Annotated in this window: 13 protein-coding genes; 6 read left to right on the top strand and 7 right to left on the bottom strand. The window is 60.8% G+C overall.

Going from position 1 to position 21,092, the window contains the following annotated elements; translation table 11 throughout:
- Position 1: 1 nt before the first annotated feature.
- From A7A77_RS14310 to A7A77_RS14295, 4 genes are all read right to left on the bottom strand, one after another.
- On the bottom strand, positions 2 to 1,333 hold the full coding sequence (locus tag A7A77_RS14310; RefSeq protein ID WP_066559798.1) for an AAA family ATPase: 1,332 nt from the start codon (positions 1,331 to 1,333) through the stop codon (positions 2 to 4).
- Positions 1,330 to 4,842 carry a helicase-related protein gene (locus A7A77_RS14305; protein WP_066559795.1) on the bottom strand — a complete coding sequence of 1,171 codons (3,513 nt, stop codon included), beginning with the start codon at positions 4,840 to 4,842 and terminating at the stop codon, positions 1,330 to 1,332. Before A7A77_RS14305 ends, A7A77_RS14310 begins: the two co-directional genes overlap by 4 nt.
- Entirely contained in the window at positions 4,839 to 5,012 is a 174-nt protein-coding gene (locus A7A77_RS14300; RefSeq protein WP_245638495.1) for a hypothetical protein, read from the bottom strand. The genes A7A77_RS14305 and A7A77_RS14300 overlap by 4 nt, the downstream gene beginning before the upstream one ends.
- A gap of 182 nt (positions 5,013 to 5,194) precedes the next feature.
- On the bottom strand, positions 5,195 to 6,187 hold the full coding sequence (locus tag A7A77_RS14295) for a helix-turn-helix transcriptional regulator (RefSeq protein WP_066559792.1): 993 nt from the start codon (positions 6,185 to 6,187) through the stop codon (positions 5,195 to 5,197).
- Between the two features lie 74 nt (positions 6,188 to 6,261).
- Here A7A77_RS14295 and A7A77_RS14290 point away from each other — a divergent pair, with 74 nt between their 5' ends.
- The 6 genes from A7A77_RS14290 to A7A77_RS14265 all read left to right on the top strand — a co-directional run bounded on the left by A7A77_RS14290 (position 6,262) and on the right by A7A77_RS14265 (position 16,177).
- A complete protein-coding gene (locus A7A77_RS14290) occupies positions 6,262 to 6,528 on the top strand; it encodes a DUF4258 domain-containing protein (RefSeq protein WP_066559789.1) in 267 nt (88 codons plus the stop codon).
- Positions 6,529 to 6,713: 185 nt separating this feature from the next.
- Positions 6,714 to 8,201 (top strand): DUF2779 domain-containing protein, encoded by a 1,488-nt coding sequence (locus tag A7A77_RS14285; RefSeq protein WP_066559786.1) that lies wholly within the window; start codon positions 6,714 to 6,716, stop codon positions 8,199 to 8,201.
- A 48-nt stretch (positions 8,202 to 8,249) separates the two neighbouring features.
- On the top strand, positions 8,250 to 11,129 hold the full coding sequence (locus A7A77_RS14280; protein WP_066559784.1) for an AAA family ATPase: 2,880 nt from the start codon (positions 8,250 to 8,252) through the stop codon (positions 11,127 to 11,129).
- A complete protein-coding gene (locus A7A77_RS14275; protein WP_066559783.1) occupies positions 11,126 to 12,433 on the top strand; it encodes an McrC family protein in 1,308 nt (435 codons plus the stop codon). The genes A7A77_RS14280 and A7A77_RS14275 overlap by 4 nt, the downstream gene beginning before the upstream one ends.
- Before the next feature lie 18 nt (positions 12,434 to 12,451).
- The gene (locus A7A77_RS14270; RefSeq protein ID WP_066559781.1) at positions 12,452 to 15,850 is read left to right on the top strand and encodes a TM0106 family RecB-like putative nuclease; all 3,399 of its coding nucleotides are present in this window, start codon (positions 12,452 to 12,454) and stop codon (positions 15,848 to 15,850) included.
- A gap of 120 nt (positions 15,851 to 15,970) precedes the next feature.
- Positions 15,971 to 16,177 (top strand): hypothetical protein, encoded by a 207-nt coding sequence (locus tag A7A77_RS14265; protein ID WP_066559780.1) that lies wholly within the window; start codon positions 15,971 to 15,973, stop codon positions 16,175 to 16,177.
- 4 nt (positions 16,178 to 16,181) lie between these two features.
- On the opposite strand, the gene A7A77_RS14260 is transcribed toward A7A77_RS14265, so the two are convergent.
- Genes A7A77_RS14260 through A7A77_RS14250 form a run of 3 tightly spaced genes read right to left on the bottom strand, consistent with a single transcriptional unit; the run spans position 16,182 to position 21,088 of the window.
- A complete protein-coding gene (locus A7A77_RS14260) occupies positions 16,182 to 18,884 on the bottom strand; it encodes a conjugal transfer protein TraG N-terminal domain-containing protein (protein WP_066559779.1) in 2,703 nt (900 codons plus the stop codon).
- A gap of 13 nt (positions 18,885 to 18,897) precedes the next feature.
- The gene (locus A7A77_RS14255) at positions 18,898 to 20,334 is read right to left on the bottom strand and encodes a conjugal transfer protein TraH (protein ID WP_066559777.1); all 1,437 of its coding nucleotides are present in this window, start codon (positions 20,332 to 20,334) and stop codon (positions 18,898 to 18,900) included.
- Positions 20,324 to 21,088, bottom strand: coding sequence for a conjugal transfer protein TraF (locus A7A77_RS14250; RefSeq protein ID WP_245638497.1), 765 nt, complete (start codon positions 21,086 to 21,088; stop codon positions 20,324 to 20,326). The genes A7A77_RS14255 and A7A77_RS14250 overlap by 11 nt, the downstream gene beginning before the upstream one ends.
- Positions 21,089 to 21,092: the final 4 nt, after the last annotated feature.

Here is a 21,092-nt window from a genome sequence, read left to right as displayed (position 1 = left end):
GTCAGGCCCCATCCGGCTTTTCATGGCGAAGCCTGAATTGCTGAAACCGGATCAACCGATCGCATTCTAGAATTACGGGATGTCTCTCGCCGAAATGGCTTACAAGGCGCCAGCGTAGTGCCAGGGCATCAGGCCCCTCGGATTTGCCGTCCTCAATGAGCGCACGATAGGCGCTCAATTTCTTTGACTCCTCCACCTGCGGGATTGGATCCACGCCCATTACAGCTGCCAAGACATCCGCACTTTCAACGCCACGCGTCTGCAATAGCGGTGTTTCAACGCTCACTTCATTTTCTTCAGCACGAAGCACACGGATCGAAGATTTTTCAACAGTTGAAAGCACATGCGGACTGTGCGTACTGACAATGATTTGTAGGGCCGGAAAGGCGCCTTGCAGCAAGCCCAGCACCTGCTGCTGCCATCGCGGGTGGAGATGCATGTCCACTTCATCGATGATGAGAACGCCAGGCGTCTGAAGGGATGCCTGATCGCTGAGCTGCGGATTCAAGCTTGCACACCGCCGCGCTACATCCGCGACGAGCGCCAGCATTGTGCGAACGCCATCGCTCAGCATGATGAGGGGAAGACGACCCTGACTTTCATGTTCTGCCGACAACGCGGCAAGTTCGGAATCCCAAGCCAAGTTTAACCAACCCGTTGGTTCAAGGACTTCCCTAGTCGCTCGCTTGACGCCCTCGATCATCGCAAGATTGGTTGACAGGCTTTCCCTAAAGGCTGGCGAGGCCGTCTGCCTGAAACGATGTTCAAACCAGGTCGAAACGTCCTTGAAGGACGATGACGACGTTAGGCAATCGGTGTATCCCGCTACTCGTTCCTCGACATTCGTCACTGATGAACGACGGTATTCGGTGAGGCGGTGCTCGCTCCACAAGCGACCTGTGCCATAGTACGCGACCAGCGGAAGAATCTCGGAGTCAGCGCGGAATTTCAGCGCAGCGTCCTTCAATGGCGCGAGTTCGCGGAAGCTAGGGCGCACTTTGCCCCCATAAGTCCTAACGGTGCTCTTCCATATCACTTGCTTATCGCGGACAGTCGCCTGAGCGAGATATTCGGTCGGAAGGCAGGATGTCATCTTTCCATTGCCGTCGGGCACGAGCCGGACATCACTGCGCTCCATTTTTCTTGATTTTTCAGTTGGATTCATCGCGTTGACGAAAACTGAAAGTGCCGTGGCGACAGCGTCAAGAATGGCAGTTTTGCCGCTGCCATTCTCGGCGACCAGAACCGTGAGATTGGGGTGAAAGCCAATCTCGCATTGCTCAAAGCAACGAAAATTTCTGAGTGAAAGTGTGTCGAGACGGAGGGCTGTCATTGGGCCTCCGCTCGGGCAAGGAGTTCGCTCAAATTGAAATTGATGGACGCCACGCCCCAGCCCGGTTCGCGATCAAATGGATTTCGAACGTAGTGAGGGCCATCGATGCTGTCGTCGCTATCGACGAGCGCAATCGCGAGCACAAATTTGTCGCCCTGATTGAAGGCATAGAGCATCTCGTTGCGCGAAACGGTAACCGTGCCTGCGCCCTTCACACGGCCCTTGACCTCGATATGCCGCGGGTCGGGCTGTCTACCGTCAACCGCGGGCGGATAGGAACTCAGGTCCCAGCCGCACTTGGCGGCGGACACGTCGACCACACGGCAACCACGCGCTTCCTCGGCTTTGGTAACTGCTTGCATGGCGAGTTGCTCGATGCGCGAGCGGGCCGCGGCGTCGGCGGCAAATGTCGCCGCCGTTGGGTCGATGGGTTCGTCGCCGCGCAGCTTGTTCATGAGCCCGCCTGGCACAATCAAGGCTGCGCCAAGCACAACCGGTGTCCCGTTGACGACGTGCCGCATAGATTGAAGCTCTTTTTTGCGGCTTTCCAATCGGCTCTGAAGGTCTCCGAGCGTGCGTTCGACATTCTGGAGATTGAGGCGCACGTCCTTGCCAGCTTCCCCGTCTTCCTTGAGCTTGACCCAGCGGTCCTGCCAGAAGGCAATTTCTTTGCTCAGGCGCTCATGAACCGCATTGATCGTCTTTTCGACATGATCGATCCGGCGCTGCGCCACCTCGTTGAAGTGTTCGGGCACCAGCGTCGTAGCTGCCAGCGAGAGCGCCCGAGCTTCTTGCCCGGAAGACAACCACGGCGCATCGATCACGCCGCTGAGCAATGAACGTTCGGTTTCAACTAACGGCTCGAGATCAAGGTGCGGTGCCCAGCCTGCGAACTGCGCAGTGCCATCCGGAGCAACACGGACAAATTGCAGGCGCTTCGAAAGTACGCTGCCGTCCCCGGATTTGATTTCGTGCGTCAGCAAAAAGAGGAGAGCCGGATCAAGGCCTTCATCTGACGGATCCACCAGGACCGCGCCCTGGCGCAAGAGATTGGCGTGTTGCTCCAAAATCATGTCGGACAGGGTCAACATCAGCGGATGACCGGGATGCATCAGCAGGGCGCGCTCCAGACCCGGCTTGTCGAGTGGCTGGATGGCGTTTCGGTCAAAGCACACACGGCTATAGCGGCGCAGAACGGGTTCGTGCTCTCGGCGGTTCCGACCGGTGATCCGGCGGTCCCGCTCACGAATGGCGGCAGGGACGTGCGTGACCTCGTATCGCCCCGCTTCTCGTGGATGCGCAGTCCCGCCGAGCGTATCGAGCGCTTTCAAGAAGAACGCCCTAACAAAGAAGGGCTGCAAGCGCCGCGCTTCGGCCTTCTCCATCTCCTCCTTGACCGCGAAGAGCCGCTCCGGGCTGATCGTGGTTTGGTCCAGAGCATTGCGGTCGAGTAGGGTTTTCAGATGATCGTGGTCGAGGGCCTGATCGATCTTCTGCGACAGCCGTGCGCGAACGTCAGGTTGATCTCCGTAACGGATCGCCTGAAGCAGCAGATCCTTTAGGCTGGTTTCCTCGAAGACCTCACCGAGAATGTCGAAAACGCGGCCTTTGAGAGCATCGCTCTCCACTCTGAGCTTTTCCAGCAGACGATGGTAGACGGCGCCTTCGCGCGTTTCTTTGGCGACCAGGTTCCACAAGTGACAGACTTCGGTCTGACCGATGCGATGGATGCGGCCGAACCGCTGCTCCAGCCGGTTCGGGTTCCATGGCAGATCATAGTTCACCATCAGATTGGCATTCTGAAGGTTCACGCCTTCCCCCGCGGCGTCGGTCGCCACCAACACGCGGACGTCAGGATCGGAGCGGAATAGTGCCTGGAGGCGCCGCCGTTCGTCGCGATGAGTGCCGCCATGGATCGAGACGATCGCATCGGGATTGCCCAGCACGCCGGCTATCCGCGCCTGAAGATAGTTCAGGGTGTCGCGGTGTTCGGAGAAGATGATGATCTTGCGCTGACGTCCCGAAGCATCGCGCATTTCAGGATGGTCCTGAAGGATCTTCGAAAGCTCATCCCATTTGCGGTCTTGGCCGGACGCGACGACAACCTTTGCTTGGTCTTCGAGCCCCTTCAGGATGACAATCTCAGCTTCCAACTCGACGACCGTCTTTGCGGCTGTCGCGTCATCGATCAGGCTTTCTTCGAGGTCTTCCTGCTCCTCGGCGCTGAGGTCATCATCATCCTCGGGGATTCCTGGATAGGTCTCGGCTTTGGCCTGGCGGCCCTTGATCCCGAGCTTCTCGTCGCGAAGCCTATTTTCTAGCCGCTCACGACGGCGCTTCAGCGACTGGAAGATCGCTTCGGGGCTAGACGCAAGACGCCTTTGAAGCGCTGTGAGTGCAAAGCCGACAGAGCCCTTGCGCGCCCCTTCGAGCTGATCCGCCTTACCCATTTCGGTCTGCACGTATTCCGTGACGGCTTCGTAGAGAGCTGCTTCAATCGGAGAGAGTTCGTAATTGACGGTATATGCCTTCCGCTCGGGAAAGAGCGGGGTCCCGTCAAACTTGACGAGCTCCTCCTTGACCATCCGGCGCATGAGGTCGGATGCATCGACCTTGTGCACACCGTCCCGAAACTTGCCGTAGAAGCGGTCGGAATCGAGCAAGGACAGAAAGAGCTGGAAGTCCTCCTCCTTGCCGTTGTGAGGCGTCGCCGTCATCAAGAGCAGGTGGCGCACATGAGCGCCTAGCTTTTCAGCAAAGCGGAATCGTCCGGTCTTCTCGAGCTTGGAGCCAAAATAGTGCGCTGAGAGCTTATGGGCTTCGTCGAAGACGGCCAGGTCCCAACCAGGTGCGCAGAGCTTTTCCTGCAGCTCCTCGTTCCGCGAGAGCTGGTCGAGCCGCACGATAAGGCGAGCGTAGTCGTCAAACGGATTACCGCTCGGGGAGGTCTGCTCCATCAGGCTGGAATAGACGTGGAACTCGAGCCCAAACTTTTCATAGAGTTCGTCACGCCACTGTTCAACGAGACTGCCTGGCGCGACAATCAGAATGCGATGCGCGTCGGCTCGCATGATCAGCTCGCGGATGTAGAGCCCCGCCATGATCGTTTTACCGGCACCGGGGTCATCTGCGAGGACAAATCGCAATGGCTGACGAGGCAGCAATGATTCGTAAACAGCGGTGATCTGATGAGGGAGAGGGTCCACGTTTGAACTGTGGACCGCCATCATGGGATCAAACAGGAATGCGAGATCGATCCTCTTGGCCTCGCAAGTCAGCTTGAATGCATCACCGTCGCCATCGAAGGAAAATGGGCGCTCTGTCGTCGCAAGCTCAATCAGTTCCTCGTCGACACGGCCAAGCATCCTCTCCTTCATGGAGCCGTCCGGGGTGCGATAAATGAGCTGCACCGAACCCTCGCCAAGCGGCACGATCGCGACAACCGTCACGACTTCGCTGGGCTCCACGCCGGATAGGCTTTGGCCCTGTGCCAGCTCCTCGATCTTCATTTCCTGTCCTTCTGCTCATCCAAGAGCGATTGCGCTGGATGGGCCTCTACAAAGTCGCGCATAAACTCACGAAGCACCTGCGCCGCCGGCTTGTCCTGCGCCTTGCAGGCAGCCAAGAACTGCTCACGCAGCTCCCTCTGCACTCTGATGCGAAAGCCGGAATCCTTCATGATGATCTCTGTGTATCCAATGGATGCACATTTGGGTAGTGCAAACTCGGGGCTGGAACCAGAGCAATCTACTTTGGATGACCGGATTTCTCGCTGATGTGAGCTCTCGCCAAGTGACACAGGCGAGCCCGCCGCGGCGCCAAGGCTTGGTTTTACGACCGGCCTCTCAGGCTCGCCCGGCTTCATGGCAACGCAGCAAAGTCATTTCTGCGGTACGGATGCACCATGGTGGCCAGATCGGCTGGCTTAATGACCTCCACGCTGTCGCCCCAAGCATAGAGGTGCCAGCTCATCTCGAGGTGACCCGAAGCCTTGAAGCGCACCAGCATCGACCCGTCATCCAGACGCTCGATCTCCTGGCTCGGGTGGAACTGGAACCTCGCCGCTCGATCGGCCGCCTCGCGCGAAAATTTCCAGATTACCTCCCCGTACTCGGCCTCGTGATGATATGATCCGAAGGCACGGGTCGCGTATTCTCCGAGGTCGAATTCGTCCGGGTAAGTGAAGATCCTGGTCTGGACCTGGGCCTCCATGATGTCTTCGACGCGGTAGTGGCGGTAGCGTCCATCTCGCTTGGCCGTATCGATACCGACGAGATAGCGACGAGAACCCAGGAGCAGGCCAAGTGGCTCGATTGTTCGCCAACTCGGCTTCGCGTCCCCTCTGCCTTGGTAGTGAATTCTCAGTTCGAACGGCCCCTTCAGCGCCTCCGAAATGGCGAGGTCGACGGCTTCATTCATCGACGGGCGCGGGCCAGGTCTTGCGGCAAAGCCCATGGCTTCGAGCAGGGCTTCTTCGTCGGTCGCCAGACGGAGTGTGCGGTCGCTGGGAATGAGCGCGCGGACCTTGCGCTCAAGGCTGCGCAGCTGAATGGCCTCGCCGTTCATGTCGACCCGCTCGAGTTCGGTGATCGCCGACTTGAGGCTGACGAGCTCTTCCGCCGACGGGGTCAGTAGCGGCGCGACCGCCCGAGACGGCAGGCGCCAATAGTGCCGTCCGTCGTCACCCACATAATGCTCGGTGGCTGGAAACGCCTCTTCCAGAGCCGCGATCATGCGCTGTGCCGTCCGTCGGACACCGCCGAATTCTGCTTCCACATCGCTGAGACAAACCCCCTGTCGGGACGTGGCCATCATTGCGAGACGCAAGAGATCCACCGCCTTGGCAAATGACATAGAAGTCCCCCATGACAGTTTCTGTCACCCCGGTGATTTAGACACAACTCATCACCAAGGGAAAGGACGATCAAATGTTTACGCACCACGCCGAAGCCCGCATGCAGCAGCGCGGTATTTCTCAGCAAGCCGTCGACGCCCTGATGGCATATGGCGAATACCGCCGTCACCGCGGCGCTGAGGTTTGCTATTTCACCCGGCAGAGCCGCTCTCACATGCTCAAGGACATGGGTAAGTCGGCATTCCTGAAACTGGAAAAGGCGCTGGACGCGTACCTCGTCGTCGGTGACGATGGAGCGATCATTACTGCCGGCCATCGCCACCATCGGTTGAAATTCTGACAATTAACTCTTTGGCCGGGCTTGGACGCCATTACGTGTTCGGGCCGCTAGTCAAAGAAAGAACCGGAGAGCGGACTTATCAATCGGCACGCAGAGATGTCTGAGTGGAGGCGACAGATTTTGTCATCCTGAAGTGCTAGTGGACGGGATGCATGGTGGGAATGAAGGGGGCATGACGTAGTTCAATGAGTTCTGGCAGCCGGCAATTCGGCCTTTCCAAATCAAAAATCACCTCCTTCGAGCAGTGCCCGAAGCGCTTGTGGCTGCAGACGCATCGGCCTGACCTTGCAAAGCTCGATGCCGGTGCTGAGGCGCGCTTTGCTGCGGGTCATGAAGTCGGGGACGCGGCCTGCACACTGTGTTCCGGCGGCATTATGATCGAGGCCGAGCCGGATCTTGCCGCTGCACTTCAGCGCACTCAGGAGCTCACGTCCGCATCGGCCCTAGACCCGCTGTTCGAGGCCACCTTCGCCCACGATGGCGTGCTCGTGCGCGTGGATATCATGGAGCCCGACGGCCTCGGGGGCTGGCACGTTGCCGAAGTGAAGAGTTCGACGAGCCGCAAGGACTATCATGTCGCCGATCTGGCGACCCAGCTCTTGGTGCTGCGGGAGGCGGGGGTTCAGGTCAGTTCAGCCGCCATCCGGCACCTCAACAACCAGTTTTTCTTGACCGAGGAAGGCAACTACCAAGGCGCATTCGTGGATACGCCGTCGCTGGAGGATGCCAAGCCACTGGCCCTAAAGCGCCCCAAGCTGGTTGCGGAAATTCGGTCGGTCCTTGGCGGGAACGAGCCGGCTCGCGATCCCGGCGATCATTGCCATGATCCGTTTCCTTGCGAATTTGTGGCCTATTGCTCGCGCGATCTGGAAACGGCGCGGTATCCGGTCTCCTCGCTACCCCGAACGGGTCGGCAACTCGCCGCCAAGTGGGCCGAGCACGGCATTGTTGAGCTCGAGGATGTCCCGCCTGGCAGTTTCACCAATGCCATTCACGCGCGCATTCATGAAGCGACCCTGTCGGGCGTCCCCTACCACGACGTGGATGGCGCGCGGCGGATCATCGGCGATTGGGTATATCCCCGAACCTATCTCGATTTCGAGACGATCGCCTTTGCCTTGCCTCGCTGGCTCGGAACCAAGCCCTGGGAGCAAGTCCCCTTTCAGTTTTCAGCGCACCTCGAAGATCGCGAAGGGCAGATCAACCATCGTGAGTTTTTGAGCCTGGATGGCAAAGATCCTCGCCGCGCCTGCGCCGAAGCACTGGTGAGCCAAATCCCGCAGGACGGGACCGTCATCGCGTACAATGCAGCCTTCGAGCGGACTTGCATCCTCCGGCTGGCGGAGCGGTTTTCGGATCTGGCCGACGATCTCAAGGCGATTGCAGCGCGCATCGTCGATCTGCTGCCAGTGACCCGAGAGCACTGGTACCACCGTGACCAGGGCGGCAGCTGGTCCATCAAGGCCGTTCTGCCGACCATCGGCAATAGCGGCGACTACGCCATGCTAGATGTTGCGGATGGCTCTGCAGCGCAGCTTGCTTATCTCGAAGCTATTGCGCCGGTCACGACCGAGGCCCGGGTGGCTGAAATAGCGCAATCGCTCCGAAGTTACTGTGCAAAAGACACATTCGCCATGGTCGAAGTGGTTCGCCACCTCACGGATACAAAATAGACTGCAACTGATGCACCGATCCGTTCAAAGAATTTTGAGAAAGCACTGATGCAAGAAGCCGAATTTCGAAAGTGGATGGTGGATCAAGGTCATTCCTTGTCTACGCAGAACACGCAGGTACAGGACGCGAAGCGTCTTGAGGCGCACTACGGCGATCTCGACGAAGCCTACGACGCCGATGGCCTCGAAGGCATCAAGGCGGAACTTGCCTATTCGAAGGCCGATGAGCGTGCAGGCCGGGAGAACCCGGCTCGCTTTCCGATTGACGGCAATCTCTATGCGAACCTCTCGCACTACCGCTCGACGCTGAATTACTACATTCAGTTCCGCTCGGGGACTGCGGGTGACGGGTTCGACAGTGTCGATGCCGAGAAGCGGATCGCACTCTTTGATGATTCCAGAACGGTTCACTGGCCCATTCGCCAAACCAACCGGCAATCGGGGGTCAAAGCCTTCCGGATCATGGGCGTTTCGAACAAGACCGAAGATGCTATTGAAACCGACGATGTCCTGGCGGTGGCTCGGGCGCTGTTCAAGGAGCAGCGTCTGGTCCGGGTGCTGCGGTCCAACAACGGCCGGCGACCCTATCTGGGATACGGCAAACAGAAGCTGACTTCCTATGAGATCGACCCCGAGATCGCCAAGGCTCTCGGCATTCCTGCGAAAGGGTCGATCCACGGTAACGAGCTGATCCTTGACGCCGCCGTGCTTGCGGACCTCAAGGCCCGTTTCCTGCGGACCTATCCCGATTTTGAACCGGAAGGATTCGCCGGTGCGACCTCGCAAGTCTTCAGCGATGTCATCAACTACAAGCGGGAGGCGGTCGCCAAGGTGGCGGCACTCATGCAGTCAGAGCCGCCGCTGGCGCCCGAGGCGCTGGGCGGCGCCTTGTTCGACATCCTGACGGGTATCGATCTTCCCGGTTGGCGGACCAACAACCGTCTGGCTGCCATTCGCCAGCAGCATCCGAATGTTCTTGAACAAGCTGCAGCCCAACTGGCCTGCTCAAGCGATGACCCGCCGGCGGCGGCCAAACGAATGGTCGACGCGATCTGGCCGGCCCTTCTGGAGGGCCAGGAGAAGAGCAAACCCTACTCGGAGAGCCGCAATATCCCATCGATGTTTCTGGCGCTGGTCAGACCGCGCGAGGCGCTGGGCATCAACACCGACCCGCTCTCGAGGGCCTACAAGGCTTTGGTTCACAAGCCGCTGTTCAGCTGGAGCCCGCTGTCAGCCGAAGAATACGCCGAAGTGCTCCGCTTCGCGCACAAGCTCTACGAGGAAATGGTCGGTTGGGGATGGCAGCCCCGAGACCTGTGGGACGTCCAGAGCTTCCTCTGGGTCGTGAGCCAGGAAGACCAAGCTGCCGATGCAACGCAAGAAATTTCAGAAATGAGGCCGTCCATGCCAACTGCAACCAACCTGATCCTTTACGGGCCTCCGGGAACGGGAAAGACCTATGCTACGGCGGCAGAGGCCGTGGAAATCTGTAACGGTCCAGGATCGGCGCAGCTTGGCCGCAAGGAGCTGATGGATGTCTATCAGTCCCTTCATCGCAAGGGGCGCATCGGCTTTGTCACGTTCCACCAGTCCTTCTCTTACGAAGAGTTCGTCGAGGGACTGAGGCCCGTCACGGGCGAGGAGAGCGATGATGGTCCGGCCAGTGGAGGGTTCAGCCTGAAGCCCCATGACGGCATCTTCAAGCAGATTGCCAATCTTGCCTCTGAAAACCGCGGCCATGCGGTCGGCGCCGAGAAACCGCTGCTCGATCGAAGCCAGAAGATCTTCAAGATGTCGCTCGGGCGAAGCTGGGCAGCAGAAGATGACGCAATCTTCCAGGATGCAATCCGCGATGGGTACATTGTCCTCGGATATGGCGGCGACGTCGATTGGTCCGATCCCCGCTTCGACAAATGGGAAGCGATCAAGGAACGGTGGCGCGAGGATCACCCTGAAGCGACCGGCAACGATCCCAACATGTCCCAGATGTACGCCTTCAGGATCAACATGGAGGTCGGCTCGCTAGTCGTTGTGTCGGACGGCAACAGGAAGTTCCGGGCAATTGGCGAGGTCACTGGGGGCTATCGTTTTGTTCCCGGCCCCAACGGCGAGTACAACCATCGCCGATCGGTCAAATGGCTGTGGCACTCGGATGAAAGCCTCCCGCGTGAACGCATATACGGGAAGATCTTCAGCCAGGTTTCGGTCTACCAGCTGAACAATCGCTATATCGACTGGGACGCGCTGGAACAGATCGTTACCTCAGGTGGGGATGCGGTAGCCACCACGGGCGTACCCGAGCCCTATGTGCTCATCATCGACGAGATCAACCGCGCGAATATTTCCAAGGTCTTCGGTGAGCTCATCACCTTGCTCGAACCGGACAAGCGGATCGGTGAGGAAAACGAGCTTCGCGTGAAATTGCCCTACTCGGGTGAGATCTTCGGCGTTCCGTCGAACCTCCACATTATCGGCACGATGAATACGGCGGATCGCTCCATCGCCTTGCTCGACACCGCATTGCGTCGGCGCTTCACCTTCCGCGAGCTCATGCCAGACACCGAAGCGCTGCCTGAGGATGTCGATGGCATTGCGCTCAGAAAGCTGCTTGCCGCTCTCAACGAGCGCATCGAGTACCTCTTTGATCGGGAACACCAGATCGGGCACGCCTACTTCATGGGGTGTGCGACCCGCTCCGACGTCGATGAATGCATGCGGCACAAGGTGATCCCGCTCCTCGCCGAGTACTTCTACGAGGACTGGTCCAAGGTCGCCGCCGTGCTTGGCGACACGACCGGCGAGCGCTTCTTGGAACGGCGGGAACTGAAGGCCCCAAACGGCCTCGACTCCGATGGCGATGCTCCGGCTCGTTGGCGCTGGCAGGTCCGGCAGCCGTTTGCAGATGATGCCTACAAGGGCTTTGCGTGATCCGGCGATCACTCCTCGAATGGCAATCGCTCGCCTATGGCGACGGTGAGGAATGCATCCCTGCATGGGCAGCAGACAGGCTTGTCGCCGTTGCGCGCCGCTCCCCCTTGGCCGGGAAGAATGGCAAGGGAATCCTGGAACATGGCCGGCTTTCCCTTGGGGCGCGTCAGGTGGTGGGCGTGATTGTCGCTGATGGGTGTGCGCTGGAAATCCTGCCCAAAATTGATGCCAAGCCTTCAGCGAGCGATCCCGACAATCGCGGCTACTTGCGGGATCGCCTGGTGCATATGCTGGCCGTAGCGCTCGATCTGGAGATCGACAGCGGCACCTTGACGGCGCTTGGGTCTCAACGCGACACATTGCTCGAAGTCCTGATCGGCCTGTTTTCCCGAAAGCTTGCCGACGCCCTGCGTCAGGGCATGCCGCGTCGCTACATGGCCTGCGAGGATGAATTGCCCGCGCTTCGTGGGCGCCTTGATGTGGTGCGGCAGTTTACGCGTCTCGCCGCCTCGCCCCAGCGTCTCGCCTGCCGTTTCGACGAGCTGTCGCCTGACACCCCGCTCAATCAGATCATGAAAGCCGCTGTTTCCCGGTTGCTGCGTGTTTCGAACAATGCGGACAACCAGCGCAGGCTGGCCGAGTTGGGCTTCGCCTATGCCGACATTGCCAATGTTCCGGTAAGCAGGCTGCGCTGGGATGACGTGCATCTGGATCGCACCAACGCGCGCTGGAAAGAGCTGATCACCTTAGCCCGGCTTCTCCTCGGCGACCGGTTCCAGACAAGTTCGATGGGCCGGCAGGACGGCTTCTCGCTTCTTTTTGAAATGAATACCCTCTTCGAGGAGTATGTCGGCCGCCTGCTCAAGCGCGCGCTCTCGGGCACAGGATTCAGCGTCAGCCTTCAAGGCGGACGTCTCTTCTGCCTCGAGAATGAGACCGATGGCCGCCAGGTGTTTCAGACTAGGCCCGATATCCTGGTGAAGCGTGGCAACGAGGTCGTGCAGATCATCGACACCAAGTGGAAGCGGATTTCCTCGCGGATCGATGATCCCAAGCAGGGGGTCTCCCAAGCCGACGTCTATCAGATGATGGCCTATGGTCAGATTTACCACTGCAACTGCCTCAGTCTGCTCTACCCGCATCACTTCGCACTGGCTGACAGCCCTGGTGCTCTGGCTTCGCACCGGATCGGCGCGGATGAGACCAGGCTCCACACGATGAGCGTCGAACTCGGCTCCCGGCAGGCCGTCATCCAACAATTACGGCAGCTCACGCTCGAGTTTGCCGAAGCTGAAGTGTGCTGAGTTTTCGGGGGCTAAATCGTGCAAATTCAAAATGGAACGCCGCGCCTCAGCGCTACCGATCTGGTGGGATATCTCAACTGCCGGCACTTGACCCAATTGGAGCATTCGGCAGCGCGCGGTGAGCTTTCGCGTCCGAAATTCTTCGATCCAGCTCTCGAGGCGCTCTGGGAGCGCGGCAAGCAGCACGAACTGGCCTATGTAGAGCATCTGCGCGCCCTAGGCCTATCATCCGTTGTGATCGACGGTGTGGATGTCACCGAGGAGGCCGTCGCTCAAACTATCGCCGCCATGCGGGCCGGCGTTGACGTGATCGTCCAGGGGGCGCTGCGAGGGGGATCCTGGGCCGGCCGTGCCGACATTCTTCAGCGCGTCGATACGCCAAGCGACCTCGGCGATTGGTCCTATGAAGCCGCCGACACCAAGCTCGCCAGGGAAACGAAAGGCGGCACTGTTCTGCAGCTGTGCCTCTACTCCGAGCTCATCGGGGAAGTGCAAGGCACCATGCCGGTCTTCGCCAGCGTCATCCCGCCCTGGACCGACTTTGCACCGGAGCGGTATCGGCTCGCAGATTTCGCCGCCTATCATCGTCAGGTGAAGCAGGGACTGCTTGGTGCGATCGGAACCGACAAGCCCGGACAGACCTACCCGGAGCCGACGTCAAACTGCGATATCTGCAATTGGAGCACGCGCTGCGACAAGCAACGCCGGGATGACGATCACCTTTGCCTCGTAGCCGGCATCTCCTCGATGCAGATCGCAGAGCTCAAGGATCACGGCGTCACGACGGCGACGGCGCTGGCGGAACTGCCGCTGCCCCTGCAATGGAAGCCGGAGCGTGGCTCGAAAGAATCTCTGACCCGCGTCCGCGAGCAGGCCAGGATCCAGCTTGAAACCAAAGCAAGTGGCGAACTGCGATACGAACTGCTGGCGCCGGTGGCAGGTTTCGGCCTCAATTGCCTGCCCGAGCCTTGCGACGGCGATATCTTTCTCGACTTCGAGGGGGATTCCTTCGTCGGCCAGCATGGGCTGGAATATCTCCTGGGCTTTCACTTCCGCGAGAAGGGTGAGCCGCAGTACCGCGGGCTCTGGGCGCTTGACCGTGCCGGCGAGAAGGCAGCCTTCGAGACATTCATCGATTTCGTGCTCGAGCGAATGAAGCTCTTTCCGCAGCTTCATGTCTACCACTACGGCGGGTACGAACCTGGGGCGCTCAAGCGGCTGATGGGGCGATATGGCACGCGCGAAGACGAACTGGATTCGCTGCTGCGTGGTCTCGTGTTCGTCGACTTGCTGAGCGTCGTCCGCCATTCGCTTCGCGCGGGCGTGGAGAGCTATTCCATCAAGAAGCTCGAACCGCTCTATGGCTATGTTCGGGACGCCAGCCTTCCCGATGCCAACCTGGCGCTCAACCGCCTGCAGGTGAGCCTTGAACTGAACGACGCGGCCGGAATTCTGCCAGAGGATAAGCAGACCGTAGAAGCCTACAACCGCGACGACTGTGTCTCGACCGAGGCTCTACGCGATTGGCTGGAGGCCGAACGCGCCAAGCTCATTGCTCGGGGGATCGAGGTCACGAGACCGGAGCCAGGTGAGAGCGGGCCCAGCGAGGGCCTTTCCGAATGGCTCGAGCGGATCACGCCGCTGATTGAGCAGCTGACGGCCGACGTCCCTGTCGACCCGGAAGAGCGCACCGCCGAGCAGCATGCGCGCTGGCTCCTTGCCAATCTTCTCGAGTGGCATCGCCGCGAGGAAAAGGCGACCTGGTGGGAATACTTCCGCCTCAGCGACCTCTCCGCAGATGAGCTCATCGACGAGCGCGCCGGTCTTGCAGGTCTCGCTTTCCTGGAAACGGTAGGTGGCACAGCCAAGTGCCCGATCGACCGCTACAGCTTCCCGGTGCAGGAAGCCGATATCCGCGCAGGCAAAGGGCTGCGAGCACAGGGCGGCCAGACGCTGGGCACCGTTGAGGACATCTCGAGGGAACAGCGCACCATCGACATCAAGAAGGCCTCGGCAATGGCGGGCGAACATCCTGTTGCCGTCTTCGTGCATGAGCATGTGCCGTCCAAACCGATGCAGGAATCGCTGGTCAGATTGGCAACCCACGTCTGCGAGCATGGCATGGCCCAGGGCGAAGCCTACCAGGCAGCGCGCGACATGCTGATGCGCGTCGCGCCGCGCATTGCAGATGGCAGCGCCGTTCGGCTCGACGGTGAAAAGCCCCTCGATGCGGGCGTGCGCATCGGACCGCTCATCTCAGCAGGCGTGTTGCCGATTCAGGGGCCCCCTGGCACCGGCAAGACCCACACCGGAGGGCATATGATTTGCGAGCTTGTCCGACAGGGCAACAAGGTCGGGATCGTGGCCAACGGTCATGAGGTGATCCGCAACCTCTTGAACAAGGTCATTGAGGTCGCCGAGGAGACCGATACCCCCCTGATCTGCATCCAGAAGCCGAAGGGCGGGTCCAAGGAGGACGCGACCGACCGGCTGCGGTTCGCGAAGAAGAGCAATGCGGAGGTCTTCGCCGCGCTCAGCGCGGATTGCAGCGTTGCAGGAGGAACCGCCTGGCTGTGGTCGACGGAGGATGCCTTCGAAAGTCTCGACGTTCTCTTTGTCGACGAGGCGGCACAGATGTCCCTGGCGAATGTGCTTGCCGTTTCGCAGGCGGCCAAAACGCTGGTTCTGCTCGGAGACCCGCAGCAACTCGACCAACCCATGCAAGGCAGCCATCCGGACGGCACCGGCTGCTCTGCGCTCGACCACCTGCTTTCGGGCAAGCAGACCATCGCACCCGACGAAGGCCTGTTTCTCGACGTCACCTGGCGACTTCATCCGGATATCTGTGCGTTCACATCCGAGCTGTTCTACGAGGGCAAGCTCGGAGCGAAGGCAGAAGCGGCCGGGCAGCGGGTGAACGCGAAGGGGATCGCCCATGGCACGGGTCTGAGGTTCCTTCCCGTTGAGCATTCCGGCAACCAGAATTGCTCATCCGAAGAGGCTGACGTCATTGCCGAACTGGTCTCCGACATACTGGCACAGGGTGCGACCTGGATCGATCGCGAGGGGAATGAAAAGCCGCTCGGAATCGCAGACATACTGATCATCGCCCCGTACAATGCCCAGGTGTTCGAGATCCAACGTCGGCTACCCCAGGCGCGGGTCGGGACGGTCGACAAGTTCCAAGGCCAGGAGGCGCCGATCTCGATCTATTCGCTGGCCAGCTCCTCGCACGCCGATGCGCCGCGCGGGATGGAATTTCTGTATAGCCTGAACCGATTGAATGTTGCGACCTCACGCGCAAAATGCGTCACGATCCTTGTCGGTTCTCCGCAAGTTTTCGAAGCCGAATGCCGCACACCTCGTCAGATGCAACTTGCGAACGCCTTCTGCCGATATCTTGAACTCAGTTCATGAAAATGCCGCCGAACATCGCTTGGCACCCATGATTTTGTGTGTCAGAATCGCTGCATTAAGCCCGGAAATCTGCGATATTGCAGCGATTTTGGAGCAGTCGGCCTGCTGAATAGGTGCCCTATGTTGAAGTCATCTGACGACCCGGTTGCGACCGAGGACTGGAAGGGTCTCAAAGAGATCGACCGGGCCATCGCGGAAAATCGCCTGACTGCGTACACGTGGAAGAAGACCTGGGCCGATCCGTGGGGGCGCGCCGCAATGGTCACGGTCTTCACGTTGCTCACAGCGTACGTCATTTTTGTGATCATCAACGATTTGATCCTTTAAGGCCTCACCACTCTTTGACCTCGTCTGCGGCCTCTTCCGAAGCTCCCTTGGCCCCTCGGGTGGTCGCATCGAGATTGCCCCTGGATTGACCGATCCGGCCACGGCCCCGCGCCTGCGCCGCACGGACTTCTTCGCTGATCCCCGTGGTGTCAGGAGCAGCACCAAGACTGCCGGATCCACCGCCGCCACTGGGCCCACGCGCGCGGACGCTGGCCTGGCTCGCAACGGCAGGACGGCTGACCGGCGCGAACTCGGGCAGCGTCAATTGCCCTTCAATGTCATCGTGCAGCCGGTCGGCGTAGGTCTCCACGAACCGTGCCTGGAGCTGCTGGCCCTGTGCGCTCATCTGGAAATTGATGTCGTCGAAGCGGACCGGGCCGTAATAGTCACGGTTCGCCTCGACCTCCGCCATGCCCCATTCCCGGTAAGCCTGGCTGAGGTTGAGCGAACCGGTAGCGTTCGCGCCTTCGTACCAGGAGGCCTGGTTCTCGAGCCGACTTGCCAGTTCCTCGGCTCGCCGTGCTTCGACTGAGTAGGTCTGCGCTTCGGTCAGAGAGTGGCTGAGACCGGCTGCGCTGGTAGCGACCTGCGAACTCGAACTTGAGCTCGTCTGGCGCAGGAATCCTTCGCGCGTGCTCGACCAGTTCCGCGTGTCCGAAAGCTGCTGCAACGTCCCGGTAATCCGGTTGCGATCCTCAGAAGCAATGCCGACGTCGCTGTCGGTCCAGCTCTGGTTTCGTCCCCCGCTGGCTTTAGCACCAAGCTCAACAGGCCCGAGGCTTCCTCCGACGCCAGCGCTTGCCTGGCCATTGAGGAACCAGGACACGGTGATGTCGTCGGCGGCCCGGCGCGACAGACCAAACTGCCGTTGCAGGGTGGTGGAGGCGTTGTCGACCTCGCTGAAGGCCGTGCCGATGCTGTCGTTGTTGCCAGTGCCGCTCACCGTCTCCGACGACCGTCCCTGGCTGTAGGCGTTGCGGATCTCGTTGAACCGGGTGACAGCCGAGCTGGTCGATTGCTGGGCAAGGTTCGAATAGGTTTCGCTCTGCCCCCGGCTCTGGCTCGCCATGGTCGAGAGCCTGCTCGTGAAATCCTGCCCCAGCGTTGGCGTGAACGGGTACTGCGAATTCGGCACGGTCGCGAATTCCGCTTCGCCAAAGCTTGTCGTCTGGGTGCCCACGTCGCTGAACCCGCGCGTCTGCGGCGCGCCATAGGAAATGCTCGGGTTGAGCGCCCCTTGGGCAAACTGGCGTGAGAAAACCGTCGAATTGTCGAGATTGCTGTTGCCGAGCGAGACATTGCCGGTGCTTGCCTCGCGCGCCGCTTCCTCTGCCGCATTCTGCGAGGGGTTGAGGTAGGAAGTTGCCTGCCCGGAAATCGCGAGCGCGCCCTTGGCGACACCGCCTGCCAGGAACGGAACCGAGGCGACGAGATAGCCGGCCAGAAGCCCGATATCGCGGTTGACGTCGGTCATGCCCGCGAAAGTCGCGAGCGAGAGCCCGGTGCCGCCGCCGGCCGCCGCAACATCGCTCGCCCCCTTGAACATCAGGATCATGTGCAGGATCACGAAGAGCGGGTCCCATGCCGCGAGGTAGAAGAACCCGGTGATGTAGCCGCGAAGGGCTACCGGTCCGGTCTTGGGCATCAGGAACAGCGGAAAGATCACCGGGAACATCGCGTAGAAAACGACGGTCAGCACGACATTGAGGATCGGCACCCACTTCATCGCGTTCTCCGCGATCGAGGCATAGGTCCGCTCTGTCTGGATGTCGGCGCGGGTCTGGGCGAAGACGTCGATGCTCGAGGTGCCGCTCGCACCCGCAAACCCGTGCATGGCCTGGTTCATCGCGTTGATCGTCAGGACCTGACGGAAGATGTCGCTCGCGTTCTTCGACACGCCTGAGAGATACTGGTAGGCAACTGGCAGGTCGGCGAGCAGCTTGGTCTTGGCGAGCGCCGCGGTCTGGCGCGGATAGAGCTGCCGCCCGGCGCTGAGCGCCATGGAATCGATCAGGCCCGCCCATTGGTTCGATAGCGCGGTGTAGGCATCGCGGCAGGTGACGATCGACGCGGTCACACTGTCATCGGCTTGCCGCGTGAGGAACTTCTGCGCCCGCGCCGCACTTCCGGGCGCGATCGTGGTCCAGACAGCGTCGCTCTCGGCGAGCTGCTTCATCGAGTAGCGGCCAAGCAGCAGGTCGTAGAACACGCATTGCCGGACATGTTCGTCGAGATTAGCGGCAAACTCAGGGTCCGAAATGCGCAGGGAGCGCGTCGCCTCCATGAGCCGCGCACCATAGATCATGCCGTTCTTCGAGTAATTGAGGTCGTCGGGCAGGCCAAAGACGAGCTCGGCCGAGCGGGTGAGATAGTCGCCAACCTGGCTCGTGAAACTCGCCATGAGCGCGAGGCCGAGCGGCACGTTGGCGACGTTCGCAGGGGCTAGGCTCGGGTTGACCCGGTCGGTCACATGGACGTCCATGCGCGGCACCATTAGGCACATGTAAATGAGCGTCGCGCCAAGGAACCAGTTGAGCCAGGCCCGCCAATCCTGGTTGAAGGCGAGCACGATGACCGCGAGCGCCAGCCCCATGACCATGGTGACCTGGATCAGGCTCTTGTAGCCACCCGCGCCCGTCCAGCTGGCGACGGCATTGAGGACATTGACGATGTACTCGCCGCCGCCGACCGTGAAGATCTCGATCATGACTTGTCTCGCCTTAGGGGACGATGGAACGGGACTGGAGCGCGCGCGACCAGTCGAGCGATGCCGCCATTGAGGGCGACATCGAGGCAGCCAGCATGTTCTCGATCATCGCTGTCTTCTCGATGATCTGCATGATGGCCGAGACCTTGGCTTGCCCTGTCGCCTGGCGCTGCGCGAGGCTCGAGCGGACGTCCGCGACTTGCGAACGCCAGATCGCGAGCTTGGCTTCGTCGGCTGCGATAAAGCTCGCCATCGAGCGGCCGGCCTCGGACACGATCCGGTCGAGCACCGCGTAGAGCAGGTCGATGCTGGTGATCTCGGCGAGCGTGTCGCGATCATCGGTCGCCATGCCCCGGCCATAGGCGGCCTGGACCGTCAGGATCTTGTAGAGCGGCACCGAAGCCACCTGGAGCAACTCCTTCTCGGCATCGCCAATCGCGGTGTCCGAGCGGATCGCGGTCACCATGCTGCCAATGAGCGCGGCCACCCGCGGCCGGATCGCCTTGGCGGAACTGAGGCTCAAGTCCTGGAAGGTCGGGTTGAGGCACTGGTCGGCCTCATCGCAGGAAAAGACCCGGACGGTCTGGCCCTGGGTGCCATCAAGCAGTGCCGTGACCAGCGTCGAGGAGGCGTCGCCCGCAAACGGCACAAACTTGCCCGGTTCATCGTCCTTGGGCGGCACGTAGATAACCGTGCCGATCAGCGTCATTGCATATTCGGCGAGCTCGCGGTCGAATGAACCGTTGGACGTGAAGAAGGCCGACTTCTTGAGGACGTGCCAGGTGTAGTTGCGCGCCACGGCCGGGTTGACGTCGGCATAGTCTGCCCCGGCTCCCGAGTTGGTCGAGCTTCGCTGCCCTCGCGTGCCGCAGCCATGCTTGGCTGCGGCATAGTCGGTGAAGATGCCCTCGCTGTTGCCGATCGCCTCGCAGATCGCCTTGTCGGCAAGGTCGCCTTTGGGCCAGATCCCGCCGACCAACCCTTGCGCCATCTCGCAGGAGTTGATCGACAGGTTGTTCATGAGCTGCGCCTTCTGCGCAAACTCCTGCATGATCTTCGAACATTCAGGGCAGACCGTGTCGATCGCCAGGCTGAAGGCAAAGCCCACGGCATTGTTCGCGACCGCCTTCAGCAGCGCGACCATCTCGCTCGCGTTGATGAAGCTGAAGCTGCCGGCGAAGATATCGATCCCGCCGCAGCCGGCCCGCGCGCGGGGCAGCTGGAGATTGGCGATGTTGGTGGTCTTTTGCGGGAAGCGCGTCCAGACATTACCGAGGCTGTAGTAGCCCGCCGACTGCCCTTGGAAGGCGCTCGGACCCGTGACATTCGCCGCGCCGCCCATGTCGTTCATGAAGCGGTCCATGCTGTCGCCGACACTGGCGTGGAGAGGCGTTGCAACGAGGCTCGTGGCGGCAAGCGCGAGCGCCGCCGTGCGCAGCTTAGAAATCATGGCCGGCTTCCTTTGATGTCAGGAGAAAGATGCGGTCCTGCAACTCGTCGGCCGAGAGGACGCCGTAGCCGATCGGGATCGCGCGCCCCGCTTCGCTGTCCCACAGGACCAGCGCCGGCGTGATCTTGGGTTCAAGCCCCATGCGGGGGCGCTGCCCGTTCTCGACGGTGTATTGCGGGAAATGACGCGAGGGGCCGCCATCGGTGGAAATCGCCCGAACGGTCAGGTGCCAGCGATCAGCGACCGCCTTGACGATCGGGCTCATGACTTCGCAGGCGCCGCAGGTCTGGGCGAAGAAATAAAACAGCCCATAGCGGTCACCGAGATGCGCCATGACCGTGTCGCGCTCGGCGGCCCGGGCGTCCTGCCATTGCCGCTTGGCCAGCGTGCCGACCGGGCGCTCGAGCGTGTAGTCGAGCTCGGGCTCCTGCCAGATCGCGCGCTGCCAGACGTCGGAAAACAGCGAGGCACGATCGAGCTGCTCGCGCTGGAAGCGGATATAGGCGGTCACGTTCTGAGGTGTCGGCTCGATGATCGCCCGGGCCTTCAACTCGCGCAGCTCGGCCGTGACGGCTTCCAGTTGGGCTGTTGCCGACTGCGCTTGAGGGGCCGGCCCTTGCTCGCGCGGTTCGGCCCGCTTGGGCCGCACGCAGTAGAACCAGTACCCGAGACGCCGCTCACCGCAGTAGAAGGCATCGGCCTCGTCGGCGGTCACGGCCTGTTCCGGGCCATGGTCCTGGGCCGAAAGTGGCATTGTC

The sequence above is a fragment of the Croceicoccus bisphenolivorans genome, from assembly GCF_001634625.1.
GTDB lineage: Bacteria > Pseudomonadota > Alphaproteobacteria > Sphingomonadales > Sphingomonadaceae > Croceicoccus > Croceicoccus bisphenolivorans.
This window is presented reverse-complemented; position numbering and strand designations above follow the sequence as displayed.

Excerpts from the sequence above, each read along its gene's own strand:
- A7A77_RS14310 (WP_066559798.1), bottom strand. The coding sequence starts at position 1,333 with ATGACAGCCCTCCGTCTCGACACACTTTCACTCAGAAATTTTCGTTGC.
- A7A77_RS14305 (WP_066559795.1), bottom strand. The coding sequence starts at position 4,842 with ATGAAGATCGAGGAGCTGGCACAGGGCCAAAGCCTATCCGGCGTGGAG.
- A7A77_RS14300 (WP_245638495.1), bottom strand. The coding sequence starts at position 5,012 with ATGAAGGATTCCGGCTTTCGCATCAGAGTGCAGAGGGAGCTGCGTGAG.
- A7A77_RS14295 (WP_066559792.1), bottom strand. The coding sequence starts at position 6,187 with ATGTCATTTGCCAAGGCGGTGGATCTCTTGCGTCTCGCAATGATGGCC.
- A7A77_RS14290 (WP_066559789.1), top strand. The coding sequence starts at position 6,262 with ATGTTTACGCACCACGCCGAAGCCCGCATGCAGCAGCGCGGTATTTCT.
- A7A77_RS14285 (WP_066559786.1), top strand. The coding sequence starts at position 6,714 with ATGAGTTCTGGCAGCCGGCAATTCGGCCTTTCCAAATCAAAAATCACC.
- A7A77_RS14280 (WP_066559784.1), top strand. The coding sequence starts at position 8,250 with ATGCAAGAAGCCGAATTTCGAAAGTGGATGGTGGATCAAGGTCATTCC.
- A7A77_RS14265 (WP_066559780.1), top strand. The coding sequence starts at position 15,971 with ATGTTGAAGTCATCTGACGACCCGGTTGCGACCGAGGACTGGAAGGGT.
- A7A77_RS14260 (WP_066559779.1), bottom strand. The coding sequence starts at position 18,884 with ATGATCGAGATCTTCACGGTCGGCGGCGGCGAGTACATCGTCAATGTC.
- A7A77_RS14255 (WP_066559777.1), bottom strand. The coding sequence starts at position 20,334 with ATGATTTCTAAGCTGCGCACGGCGGCGCTCGCGCTTGCCGCCACGAGC.
- A7A77_RS14250 (WP_245638497.1), bottom strand. The coding sequence starts at position 21,088 with ATGCCACTTTCGGCCCAGGACCATGGCCCGGAACAGGCCGTGACCGCC.